Source organism: Paenibacillus bouchesdurhonensis (assembly GCF_900155685.1).
Lineage (GTDB): Bacteria > Bacillota > Bacilli > Paenibacillales > Paenibacillaceae > Fontibacillus > Fontibacillus bouchesdurhonensis.
In genome coordinates this window covers 412,734-424,961 of the sequence record NZ_LT732547.1, presented here as the reverse complement: position 1 = coordinate 424,961, position 12,228 = coordinate 412,734, and the positions used below count along the sequence as shown (strand labels likewise).

General features: G+C 49.6%; 10 protein-coding genes. 1 reads left to right on the top strand and 9 read right to left on the bottom strand.

Annotation, left to right across the window (positions count from 1 at the left end; translation table 11 throughout):
- Positions 1-2: 2 nt before the first annotated feature.
- The 8 genes from fabD to xylA all read right to left on the bottom strand — a co-directional run bounded on the left by fabD (position 3) and on the right by xylA (position 9,762).
- A complete protein-coding gene (gene fabD, locus CZ379_RS01885; protein WP_110930051.1) occupies positions 3-1,238 on the bottom strand; it encodes an ACP S-malonyltransferase in 1,236 nt (411 codons plus the stop codon).
- Positions 1,239-1,648: 410 nt separating this feature from the next.
- Positions 1,649-4,060 (bottom strand): ABC transporter permease, encoded by a 2,412-nt coding sequence (locus tag CZ379_RS01880; protein WP_110930050.1) that lies wholly within the window; start codon positions 4,058-4,060, stop codon positions 1,649-1,651.
- Between the two features lie 3 nt (positions 4,061-4,063).
- Positions 4,064-4,840: an ABC transporter ATP-binding protein gene (locus tag CZ379_RS01875; protein WP_110930049.1), complete on the bottom strand. Its 777-nt coding sequence runs from the start codon at positions 4,838-4,840 to the stop codon at positions 4,064-4,066.
- Between the two features lie 166 nt (positions 4,841-5,006).
- Complete coding sequence (locus CZ379_RS01870) at positions 5,007-5,768, bottom strand: DUF4097 family beta strand repeat-containing protein (RefSeq protein WP_110930048.1); 762 nt, start codon at positions 5,766-5,768, stop codon at positions 5,007-5,009.
- Positions 5,769-5,774: 6 nt separating this feature from the next.
- The gene (locus CZ379_RS01865) at positions 5,775-6,317 is read right to left on the bottom strand and encodes a DUF1700 domain-containing protein (RefSeq protein ID WP_110930047.1); all 543 of its coding nucleotides are present in this window, start codon (positions 6,315-6,317) and stop codon (positions 5,775-5,777) included.
- Entirely contained in the window at positions 6,314-6,631 is a 318-nt protein-coding gene (locus tag CZ379_RS01860) for a PadR family transcriptional regulator (RefSeq protein ID WP_110930046.1), read from the bottom strand. Before CZ379_RS01860 ends, CZ379_RS01865 begins: the two co-directional genes overlap by 4 nt.
- A 231-nt stretch (positions 6,632-6,862) precedes the next feature.
- Positions 6,863-8,362: a xylulokinase gene (gene xylB / locus CZ379_RS01855; RefSeq protein ID WP_110930045.1), complete on the bottom strand. Its 1,500-nt coding sequence runs from the start codon at positions 8,360-8,362 to the stop codon at positions 6,863-6,865.
- Between the two features lie 83 nt (positions 8,363-8,445).
- Positions 8,446-9,762 carry a xylose isomerase gene (xylA, locus tag CZ379_RS01850; RefSeq protein WP_110930044.1) on the bottom strand — a complete coding sequence of 439 codons (1,317 nt, stop codon included), beginning with the start codon at positions 9,760-9,762 and terminating at the stop codon, positions 8,446-8,448.
- A 226-nt stretch (positions 9,763-9,988) separates the two neighbouring features.
- Between xylA and CZ379_RS01845 the strand changes: the two genes are divergently transcribed.
- Positions 9,989-11,188, top strand: a complete 1,200-nt coding sequence (locus CZ379_RS01845) for an ROK family transcriptional regulator (protein WP_110930043.1) — start codon at positions 9,989-9,991, stop codon at positions 11,186-11,188.
- A 106-nt stretch (positions 11,189-11,294) separates the two neighbouring features.
- On the opposite strand, the gene CZ379_RS01840 is transcribed toward CZ379_RS01845, so the two are convergent.
- Entirely contained in the window at positions 11,295-12,209 is a 915-nt protein-coding gene (locus tag CZ379_RS01840; protein WP_110930042.1) for a nucleoside hydrolase, read from the bottom strand.
- Positions 12,210-12,228: the final 19 nt, after the last annotated feature.

The following is a 12,228-nucleotide window of genomic DNA, read 5'->3' as shown; positions in this document are numbered from 1 at the left end:
GATTAATTTGCGGCAGCATTCTTCCGGCTGGATGGTATTTTGCTAGTAATTCTCGACTGTTCATCCGGCGATAATCGCTTGGTCGTCAAGATTAATTGCAGTTGTTCCCTGATCTGGTCTATCGTCTGAGTCATATTCAGATCCCGGTTCCGCTCTATCTGTTCTATGAGCTTTCTAACTTGGCGGATTGGCGAGATAACGCCCTTCATATGCTGGGCGGCATCTTCATTGCGGCTTCGGGCAATTACAGCTGCCGTCAAAGCTTCCTGAATGCTGCCGATGACGGCTGTACGGCCATCCTCCGCGCTGAACACGGAACGTAAATGCTCTAATTCTAGTGGATTGTCAAAATGGTAGGTTTCTATGGTGGGATAGCTCTCATTCATGAGCTTAGTCAGAACCTGGCGCGGCCCGATTTCGACCGTCCGATCAACTCCGTTGCGGTACATATACTCCATCGTCTCCAGCCAGCGAACCGGGTGGGTCATCTGGCGATAAAGCAGCTCATTCAGCTCCTTCCGCCGATAGGGCCGCGCAGTGACGTTGGAAATAACGGGCCATTGCCCGTCCTGGGTTTCATATTGCTCCAATTCAAGGATCAGCTGATCCGCCGCCGACTGCATGAGCGGGCTGTGGAACGGAGCGCTGACATTCAAATACTTCACGCTTGCGCCCGATACGGCTTCCAGCTTCTCAACAACGGCACGGACAGCCTCCTGATGGCCGGCAAGCACATGCTGCTGCCGTGAATTGCGGCAGGCAACGACAGCCTGCTTCGTTTCCGTGGAGACCTCACGGCACCAAAGCTCCAGCTGCTCCCTAGATACATGAATAGCGGCTGCCATGGCTCCAAGACCGGAGGAGCCTGCCGACTGCATCAGCATTCCGCGTTTTCTGACGATGCGAAGCCCGTCCGAAAATGAAATGACTCCGCTGCATACAAGAGCGGAATACTCGCCAAGACTATGTCCGGCCAGCAAATAGGGCTCCCAGCCTAGCTCCTGTCTGCCGATTTCAAAGGCGATGACGCTTACCGCCATAATAGCCGGCTGCGTGTTCATCGTCTGCATAAGTTCTAAAGAACTACCTTCGAAGCATAGCTTCGCAAGATCGAAGCCCAATGTATCATTTGCTTCCTCGAAGAGATGCTTTGCCGTAGTGAATTGATCCCGCAATTTTTTCCCCATACCGACATATTGGGATCCTTGCCCCGGAAAAAAAAAGGCTGTTTTTGTCATATGCAGACCTCAATCCCCTGTTAATTTTTTCATTTTTTTGGTTTTGCGAGTCGATTGATTTATGAGTTAGAGAGTAGTTCCTTCTGTTCGAATAGGATGTTTTAGCGATTGATGTTGATTGGTGGGTGTTTCACAGTGGATTTAGAAATAAAGAGCTCTAAAGATGAGGTTTTTAATGTCATTTAATCTTCAAAATTACATAAATACATAATTGAGTTTGCTTCCCATAAAATAACATTACCTATGTTCTTTTTCAAAGTCAATCCAATTTATGTAAGGTTTCTGTAAGCTTCATGTTAAAAATGTTGTATTTTGATTTTTTTCAGCAGCAGCAAAAAGGCCGCTGGTACAGGCCAGCAAGCCATTTTGCGAACATTTTCCCTACAGTTTCGGACTAGTAAAAAATTTATTTATTCGATCGTCAGGATTCGCGGCGATGTCGTTTGAACAGATCTGGAGGCGAACCATGATCCGAGACATGCAGCCAAAATGCTTAGGGGAATCATCGCGGCGATCCCTCCTCCATTCATAATCAACGGCACCTCGACAATACCGTAATCGGCCAGTATGAAGTTAAGCAGAGGAGGAAGGCCTATTAATCCCAGGGGAATCCCCACTATAGCCCCAATCGCCGAGACAACTAAAATTCCCGCTGTTACCGACATGCGAATTTGCCTGGAGGTCATGCCGAGCGATTTATAAATGCCGTAGGTTCGACTCTCTTTCTTCATGTTGATACGGCAAATACTGTAGATAATGACGAACGTAATCACGATGAACAGCAGGGCCATAACGGACATCGGCAATATCAATATGGTGACGGCCTGAGAGAATACTTCATCAACGAGCGTCGCTTGGCTTGCCGTCCAGATCGTGCTGCCGTACTTATGATGCAGCTCACTCACGAATTGATCGATGGAAACGCCGTCCTGCAGGTTGATGAAGGTCGTATTCATCACGGCGCCATAGTCAGGATTGGCCTTTCTAACGACATCAGCCGTTATTCGTCCCGTGTAAGACATATTCGCGATCGCCTGGTAGATTCCCGTCACAGTTAGCGTATGCTTCTCTCCCTCGATGTAAATGTCGAGCGGATCGCCTACATTGATGTTCAAACTTCTAGCTATATTAACACCGATTGAAATTTCCTGATCGTTCATCGGATTGCGCCCTTTGACGTTCTCATAGCCGATTTCATCATAATTGCCCTCCGCCACCGTCAGCAAAATCCCCATCGTATCCTGCTCCATTTCGGCAGCCAATTCCTTGTTGATCGGCAATACGGCATTAGCGTCTCCATATCGGCTATAGTTCTTGACCCTTTGATCCGATAACACTTCTTCATGAAGCTGTTCATAGGTCAACTTAGCCGGATTATCGATTCTTACCGATAGATCAGCCGAATCATATCCCCATTTCGCAATAGTTCCATGGATAGAGGAAATGCTGTACACAAACAAAAATCCGAATACGAGCACCGAAGTAGATAAAGCCGAGATCAGGATGATCAATGTGGAGCCGCGAATATTCTTCGTAACGCCTCTTAGCCCGATAATCATCTCCGTCGGAAGGGAGCCCAGCTTCAGCAGCTTTTTCTTCCAAGCGCCTCCCCGGCTCGATTGTTTAGAGCTGTCCTTCTCCGACATGCCGTAACGAATCGCCTGCGCCGGCTCAACACCGCGAGCTTTATAAGAGAACAGCAGGGCAGACAGGAATATGACCGCGACCACTGCTAAGCCCACCCAAATCGCAATTGCCGAAAATTGCACATTCATATCCGATGTGCCTGTATTGAGGTAAGCCATAGAGCTGCTTACGATTTGGTTTGAGAAAAAATAACTGAGCAAAATTCCTGGAATGACCGAGACGAAAGCCAGCAGTGTATATTGCGTCACATAGGCCGAGATCACTTTGCGAGAGGATAAGCCGACAGACTTGATAATGCCGATCGTCTTGTAGCTCGACAGAATCGCATCGGAAATCGTAAATCCAAGGGTGTACAGGGCAACAGATATCATGACTGCCGCTAAAAAGACCATGATAAAGCTAATGACTTGGTTCGCGATCATATAGTAAGAGGATATGCTCTCAAAATCCTTCACCGACTCCAAGTAAGGCATTCCCAGAAACTTCTCGAAGCTTTCCCAGTAGGCACGGTTCTGGCTATAATCATCGAAACGCAGCCCCGTCATGTACATGTCGCTGCCTTGCAGCGAGGACATATGAGTATTGTAATCCTGGCCATTCATCCATATTCTTCCGCTTGTTGCAAACGGCGAGCAATACGAGATGTCCACAACCACCGCTGCGACCTGCAGACTGAAGGTTTCTTTATCTGTCTTGAATTCGATTGGATCGCCTACCCGTATATCGTTGGAATAAGCGAGGGATGTCGGAATCCAAGCTGTTCCTGGCTTAGGAGTCTGCCTCTCCCCCCCTTGCACAAACAAAAGCTTATCGACGGGAAAAGGGCCATTTGGCGTTTCCATCATAAACAAGTCAACATTGGGAATTTCCTCACCAGCATGAGACATGCTGGAAAGATAGCGGTACCGCATCATCTCCGAGGCCGCAACCCCCTGCTGTCCCGCCCACCACCCATGAACCTGATTCGGGTCATGAATGCCGTTCTCCAGGCGTAGAATTTGATGGGCGCCGTGAACCTTGGCATGCATATTCTCATATACCCGGTTCGTGTTGTTGATGACCAATATTGCGGTAGAGAGAAGCAGGGCAGATAACATGATGATGATCGCCATGAAGCTGTTTTGCACTTTTTTATTTTTTATATTCGACCAGCATAGCTTCCATATCGCATACATCCGTTACCGCCCCTTTCCTGACATGAACATGAATATTTGGTTTTCTCTTGCTTTCAATTGATCCAGAGAATACTTGCCAAGCTCCAGAATCCCGTCTATATTCCCATCCTTCACCAGAATCAGGCGATCCGCTCTACAGGCAGCCTTGATATCGTGAGTGACCATGACGATGGATTGGGATTTGCGGTTCATCTCCGTCAAAATATCCAAAATGATCGTGCCTTGCTCCTGGCTGAGCGCCCCCGTAGGCTCATCGGCAAAAATAACCTCTGGGGAGTTGATCAACGCCCGAGCGATGGCCGCCCGCTGCTGCTGCCCGCCGGATACTTGGGACGGCAGGCGATCCGCCTGCTCTGCGATGCCCATCATTTGCAGCAGACTCATGGCCTGTATATTAATTTCGCTTTTGCCCCGGCCGGCCACATATCCCGGAAAAGCGACATTTTCCAGCAAGGTGAAATCCGGAATTAAATTGATGGACTGATATACATAGCCGATTTTATTGGATCGGAAATCCGTGATCTCTTTCTCCGAATATTGGTCAATCCGCTGCCCCTTGAAATACACTTCTCCGGAGGTTAGCGTGTCCAGACCGCTCAGCAGGTATAGCAGCGTTGATTTTCCCGAACCCGAGCTGCCCATAATGACCGTGAAATCCCCCTCGTACAATTCTAGATTCACGCCTTTGGCCGCATGAAATTGTTCTGTTCCCGTGGAATAGGATTTACACAAATTAACCGCCTCGATCATAACAACCTTTTTGGCGTTAGCCGTAATCATAAATATTCCCCCTTGAAAATTACATTTTATTATTCGGATTTCATTTTTTGACATTCGTAGCGCACAGTTGGCCAACAGGTTAATCTCTTGTGACAGATTTATTGTTATGATCATGGTAGGTGGTCATTTTGCATATCTAGTAGGTAGGTGTAACGAGAGGTTTGCCTTATTTATGTTCAATGATGAGGTTGCCGGTATCGGAGACAAGATGCACTAATGGTCCGCCTTCGCCGATATAACCATCTTGGTAGTGGGGCAATGTGACGTTGATTTGTCCGGAATCTGCTTCTAGCTTGGTGCGAAGCGCTTCAGGCGCCTCCGCCGTTTGGATCGTGATGTCGCCGGTGTCCGTTGCGGCCCGGATGTCGTGACTAATTCGTGCAAGGACTATATCAACTGCTCCGGTGTCCGATTTTATATTCAGGAGACCTTCGGCTACATTCATTTCTATAGCACCTGTATCAGTTGCGAGCTCATATCCATTCGCCTGTACCGAGTCAACGTAAATACCCGCCGTATCCGTAACGACCTGCAATTGCTCCAACTTGGACGAGGGTATGCCTACCGTTAACTGAAGCTTCGTGTAGAGGTCAAAAAAACGCATTCTGCTGTCCTGCACAATTTCAATACGGGCACGCCCGCCTTCTTCCTTCACGACTAAATGGTAGTCCTTCAGCCACTTCTTCGTCGTCCTTCCGTCCAATGTCGCTTGGATCTCATTTCCTTCAATCGGGATCACCTTCACCATACCGCTCTCTGCACGAATGTACAGTTCATTTACTTCCCCTATACTAATGGATCTTTGGATGACAAGCTTATCTACGTTGAATGGAGAATTCCCCATCATATACATCACTACATTACCTATTACCGCAACGGCAATCAGAACAACCGCCAGTCTTAATATATTCCGCATATTTTTAGTCAAAATAGATCATATCCTCCCTATAACTTTCAAGTTATACCGTAAATAGCGTATGACAAGCTTGTAATATAGACCGGTCGCCTTTAGCGCTCCGATCATGAATAGCAGTCCTGCACCGACAAGGCCAAGCATAAGGAAGAAATCATTGATGAGGATCGAGACCGATTGATGCTGAATAATTAGCAGGATGGGAGATATGATCAGGAAGAGGGAAAATCCATACAATCCGGCAAGCACGACTAACGACGCGATAAACGGCAGGAGCACAATAATTAAATTGAACAGTCCTAAGCTCACCGTTGCCATAACCGCTTTAGTCACATTGGGGAGCGAAGGAGATTCCCCCGCCTTCTGGATTTGGGTCTGGGCAAGCACCTCACGGGCAACCAACCGCGGTTCCCCTAGCCTAAGGATCACTTCCTCCTCGGATCGTCCGCTGAATTCGGCTTGCTCGAAGTGCTCCGTGTAGTCGGCCAGGATATCCGCTCGTTCGTCTGGAGGGAGCGGCTTTAAATATTGAAGCAGTTCGTTTAAATACGCCTCTTTATTCAATCTAAGCCCTCCTCAATCATCTCTTGTACTCCTTCGGCAAACTTGCTCCATTCCGATACAAGCTCATTCATGACTTCCCTTCCTTGTTCCGTAATCTTATAGTACTTCCTTGGAGGGCCTTCCATCGATTCATGAAGATAGGTTGAGAATAAGCCGTCTGAGGCGAGCCTTCGAAGCAGTGGATAAATCGTTCCTTCCGCAATTTCGAATCTGCGTGAAATCTGCTCTACGAGCTCATAACCATATCGATCTTTCTTAGCCGTCAAGACGAGAACACAAAGCTCCAAGACACCTTTCTTGAATTGGATATTCATCGCTTCTCACCACCGCTTTACTCAGTACTGTTCAATGTATAGTAGTTAGGATATACATATATTAACATTCACTACTGTATATTGCAAGATACCTGTTAATATATTTTTCCCCATTTTAAGCCCAAAAAAAAGCACCGTTTCCGGTGCCCCTTTCAGAAGCTATTCAAATTGCCGTAAAATGGACATTCACTAGCCACTCATTGGCCGTTTATCTTAACCTTGATTCGCCGATTACTGCTCTCTGAACTCCTGCAAGCCCTCGTTCAATGAACGGGTCGCAGAATATACCTGCTGATACAGCTTGAACAACCGCTCATACTTCTCGACATTTGCCGCATTCGGCTCATACGTGGCACGGTACCCGATGAACTGATCCGCGCAGTCTTTCAGGCTGTCGAACCAGCCGCTGCCGACCGCTGCCATCATCGCCGCGCCCATCGCCGGGCCTTGCTCATTGTTCAAGGCAACGACTGGGGTGCCAAAAATATCTGCCTGCATTTGCAGCCAAACCGGATTCTTCGCCCCGCCGCCGATCGAAATAATGCGTTCCACGGTAATTCCCGCTTGACGGAACAGCTCAAGAGATTCCGCCAATGAGAACGTGATGCCTTCCATAACGGCGCGAGCAAGATGCTCCCGGCGATGTGTCCCGGAAAGTCCGATGAAGCTGCCGCGAATTATGCTGTCTGCATGCGGCGTCCGTTCACCAACAAGGTATGGTGTGAATAACAGCCCTTCCGCACCTGGAGCGATATCAGCCACGGGCTTCAACAGCTCGTCAAAGCTCAGCTCCGGCGCGAGCGAGTCTTTGAACCAGCTCATGCTGTAACCTGCCGCCAGCGTAACTCCCATCGCATAGAACGCTCCCGGGTGGGAGTGATTAAAGAAATGCACTTTGCCGCCAAAATCTTTATTCTTATCTTCCTCATATGACAAAATAACCCCGGACGTCCCGATGCTGCAAAGCGCATCTCCTTGACGTACGATCCCAGCTCCAACAGCTCCGCAAGCATTGTCTGCTCCTCCGCCAAACACCTTCGTGCTCGTCGAAAGGCCCGTCAGTTCTGCGAACTCCGGCAGCAGGGTGCCCGTCTCTTCCGTGCTTCCGACCAGCGGCGGCGCAAAATCGCCGGATAACCCGAAGGCCGTCAGAATTTCCTCGCTCCACTTCGCTTCCGGCACATTCAGCATCAGCGTGCCAGCTGCATCCGACAGCTCCATCGCTACGTTCCCTGTCATGCGGTAACGCAAATAGTCCTTCGGCAATACGAAGCGCGCCGCTTTGGCGAACAACTCCGGCTCGTTCTCCTGCACCCAAAGGATTTTTGGCAGCGTAAAGCCTTCCAACGCAGCATTTCTCGTAATGTCCAGCAGCTTGTCGCCGAGCTTGGACTCGATCTCCCGGCATTGCTTCGTCGTGCGGGTATCATTCCACAGAATGGCATGGCGCAGCACTTCGTTCTTGTCGTCCAGCAGCACCAGACCGTGCATTTGGCCGGAGAATGAAACCCCTTCAATATCCTCAGCAGCGATGCCGCTGCTCTTCATGAGCTCTTTGAGACAGGTGATCGTGCCTTTAACCCATTCTTCCGGATCTTGTTCACTGTACCCGGGGCGCTCATGAATAAGCGGATAAGCTGCCGTTGCTTCTCCTTTGATTTCCCCGTCTTTGCCTACGAGCAGCGTCTTTACAGAACTTGTTCCCAGGTCGATACCGATTACATATTTCATCCGTGACTCTCCCTTCGCCAATTAAAACGTTTAATTCCTCATATTCAAAAGGGGACGCTGGACGTCCCCTTTTATGATTCATCTTATTTCGTAGCGAAAATATATTCGTTCAAGCGAGCTTTAACCAATTCCAAATGACCGGATTTGTTGCGGATCTCGCTGTTTTGCAGCGCGTAAGCTTCCAGCGTCTTGAAGTTGGCTTTACCAGATACAATGTCAGCTCCAATTCCGCTCTTGAAGCTGGCATAACGCTCATCCAGCAGGTTCTCGAAGAACTTCTCCTCGATCAGCTTAGCCGCTACTTTAAGTCCTTTTGCGAATGTATCCATACCTGCGATGTGAGAATAGAACAAGTCTTCCGGCTCGAAGGAGCTTCTTCTTACCTTCGCGTCGAAGTTCACGCCGCCGGAGCCAAGGCCGCCGTTCTCAAGAATTTCGTACATAGCAAGCGTAACCGCGTACAGATCCGTAGGGAATTCATCCGTATCCCAGCCAAGCAGCAAATCGCCTTGGTTAGCATCGATGGAACCAAGCATGTTGCTGAGGCGTGCAACGCGCAGCTCATGCTCGAACGTATGTCCAGCCAACGTGGCGTGGTTCGCTTCCAGGTTCAGCTTGAAGTGATCTTGCAGGCCGTATTTTTGCAGGAATGCGATCGTTGTAGCCGCATCGAAGTCGTACTGATGCTTGGAAGGCTCTTTCGGCTTAGGCTCGATCAGGAATTGACCTGTATAGCCGATTTCCTTCGCATAATCGAGAGCCATATGGAAGAATCTTGCCAGGTTGTCAAGCTCAAGACCCATATCCGTATTAAGCAGAGACTCGTAGCCTTCACGACCGCCCCAGAATACATAGTTTTCGGAACCAAGCTCTAGACCTGTTTCCAGACCTTTCTTCACTTGTGCGGCAGCATAAGCGAATACGTCAGCATTGGAAGTCGTCGCTGCACCGTGAACAAAACGCGGGTTGGAGAACATGTTTGCCGTGTTCCAGAGCAATTTCGTGCCAGTAGCCTTCATGCCTTCCTTCAGCATAGCAATAATAACGTCCAGATTCTCGTTTGTCTCTTTCAGGGTTGCGCCTTCAGGAGCGATGTCGCGATCATGGAACGCGAAGTAAGGTGCGCCGAGCTTCTCGAGGAATTCGAAGTTTACTTCCACGCGATCCTTTGCCAGATCAAGACCCGTACGAGTCTCCCATGGACGAATCATAGTGGCTTGACCGAACGGGTCGCTTCCGTCCATCGTCAAGGTGTGCCAGTAAGCAACCGCAAAACGCAGATGCTCTTTCATCGTTTTACCAAGAACGACTTCGTTCTCATTATAATGTTTGAATGCCAGCGGATTGTTGGAGCCTGAACCTTCATACTGGATTTTGTTAATGTTCTTGAAATAACTCATGCTTGAAATCCTCCCAGTCTAATTTAGAATTACTTGTGGAAAGTAAGCCTTTACATCATGATGATTATTAGTAGCATGACCCAAATTTAGGCGAGGCATGCTGCCTGATATATTTATCCTAACACGACCAACTTAGTTTGTCCAGCCAACTAACTAAGTTATTGATTTAGCATCTCCGTTATGTGTATGATGTAGTTATCTTTTATTAGAATTGTGGGGTACTCCTATGAAAATTACGGGCGATCAGCAACTGATCAAAAAAATGAACAAGACGCTCGTTCTAGATACGATCCGTGAGCGGCAACCGTTGTCCCGTGCCGATATCGCCGCTACGCTCGGCCTTAACAAAGCCACCGTATCTTCGCTAGTATCCGAGCTGATCGAAAGCCAGCTTGTAACCGAAATTGGGCCCGGCGAATCAAGCGGCGGACGAAAGCCTACACTGCTGCTGTTCAATCGGGGCGCCGGATATGCTATCGGAATAGATATCCGTGTCAACGATCTGTTCGCGCTGCTTGTGGACTTGGAAGGCAATGTCATTCAGGAAAGAACCGTTCCCTTAGAGGATTTATCGCCTGACCATGCGCTGGATCAAATTCGTAAAATGATTACATGGCTCAGTAAAAAAGCACCCGAATCGCCTTATGGCATCGTTGGCGTCGGTATTGGCGTTCCGGGATTAGTCGATGAGAAAAGCCGAATCGTCTCCGCTCCGAACTTGGGCTGGAACAATGTCACTGTGCAAAATCTGCTGTCCTCTGAATTCGGAGAGAATATCCATATAGATAATGAAGCTAACGCGGGAGCCATCGGCGAAAAATTATACGGAGCTGGACGCGATGCGGTTAATTTGATTTACCTCAGCATCGGGGTAGGAATCGGCTCAGGCATGATCGTCAGCGGGGAACTGTACCGCGGCATTTCCAATTTCTCCGGGGAAGTGGGACATATGACGGTTACCGAGAACGGCCCTTTGTGCCGCTGCGGAAATCGCGGCTGCTGGGAGACGCTCGCTTCGGAGAAGGCGCTGCTCGACCGTGCGGCTCAGCGCTGGAAGGATAGCTCGGCCGCTTCCGACGAGGAAGGGCTGGATCGCCTGCTGAATCTTGCCCGGACTGGCGACCACGATGCGCTCTCCCTGCTGCAAGAAACGGGAAACCATCTAGGCGTCGGCCTAGCTAACCTTGTGAATATTCTGAATCCCGAATTGATCGTAATCGGTAACCGCCTGTCAATGGCTGGCGATCTGCTCCAGGAACCGATGCTGCATACACTGGAGAGCCGCAGCTTGTCTTACCACATGAAGAAGACGCAGGTTGCATTTGCCGAGCTTGGCATTCGAAGCACGGCTCTTGGCGCGGCCTCTATGCCGATTACTGCCTTTTTGGCCGATCCAGATGTAACTTCGCTGAAAGTACAGCATTAAACTCAAAAAGCCCTGACCGAATATAAACATCCACTATCGCAAGCAGCCCCTCGCCATTCAAAAATGGGAGGGGCTGCTTCGCGTCTATGCATGCGCCATTCACAATTTATATAACCCGGCTTAAAAAATGCTGCAGGAAACGCTCGGCGTCCACCTTCGTGCATACTTCGATTCTCGGTTCATCCTCGGATGTTCCCACCGTTTGGCCAGCAGCTTCTCCTTCGGTAACTACGGTTACCCGCATCAGTTCGCTCGACACCAGGCTAGGATCTATAGCCACGCCCACAGCAAGCGGATCATGCAAGCCGCACCCCCCGATGCCGGGATAGCGGGCTTCATAGGCGCCGATATAGAACTCCGTCATTTCCGCAAGCAGTTGTCCCAGCTCTCGGCCGGAATTTCGCCATGTCTGTAAATGCGCGCTGGCCAGCAGCGTCTGCAGCGTAACGTCGAGCCCGACGAGCTTCAGCCGAACGCCGGACGCAAAGACGATCGCGGCTGCGTCTGGGTCAGCTACAATATTTGCTTCGCCGTAAGGCGTAATATTGCCCGGAACAGTGACCGCACCGCCCATCACTACGACCTCGCCGATCAAAGGAACGATTTCCGGTGCCTTCTCTATCGCCAGCGCCAAATTCGTGAGCGGGCCTACGGCGATAATCGTCATTTCATGAGGGCGCTCCTTCACCTGTCGAATGATGTAGTCAGATGCTGCCAGATCTGATTTTTGCCCCTGCGGCTCTCCCCTCAGTGCATTGCCCAGGCCATCCTCTCCATGAATATGCCTTGCGTAACGTTTCTTCAATTTACCGAACAACGGTGCACCCGCTCCCTCGTATACAGGGACAGACTTGCCCAGCTTCTCCAGCATGAACAACGTGTTGCGGGTAGCCTCCTCCACCGTAATATTCCCGAAGCAAGTCGTCAGAGCGATGAACTCCAGCTCAGGAGAATGCACGGCGTAGGCTATAGCCAGAGCATCATCAATGCCTGTATCCACATCCATAATGATTGGTTTCAAATGACGTCTCCCCTTTGAC

Coding starts and splice junctions, on each gene's coding strand:
- CZ379_RS01875 (WP_110930049.1), bottom strand. CDS start 4,840: ATGATTACGGCTAACGCCAAAAAGGTTGTTATGATCGAGGCGGTTAAT.
- CZ379_RS01860 (WP_110930046.1), bottom strand. CDS start 6,631: ATGAATATCCAATTCAAGAAAGGTGTCTTGGAGCTTTGTGTTCTCGTC.
- fabD (WP_110930051.1), bottom strand. CDS start 1,238: ATGACAAAAACAGCCTTTTTTTTTCCGGGGCAAGGATCCCAATATGTC.
- xylB (WP_110930045.1), bottom strand. CDS start 8,362: ATGAAATATGTAATCGGTATCGACCTGGGAACAAGTTCTGTAAAGACG.
- xylA (WP_110930044.1), bottom strand. CDS start 9,762: ATGAGTTATTTCAAGAACATTAACAAAATCCAGTATGAAGGTTCAGGC.
- CZ379_RS01845 (WP_110930043.1), top strand. CDS start 9,989: ATGAAAATTACGGGCGATCAGCAACTGATCAAAAAAATGAACAAGACG.
- CZ379_RS01880 (WP_110930050.1), bottom strand. CDS start 4,060: ATGTATGCGATATGGAAGCTATGCTGGTCGAATATAAAAAATAAAAAA.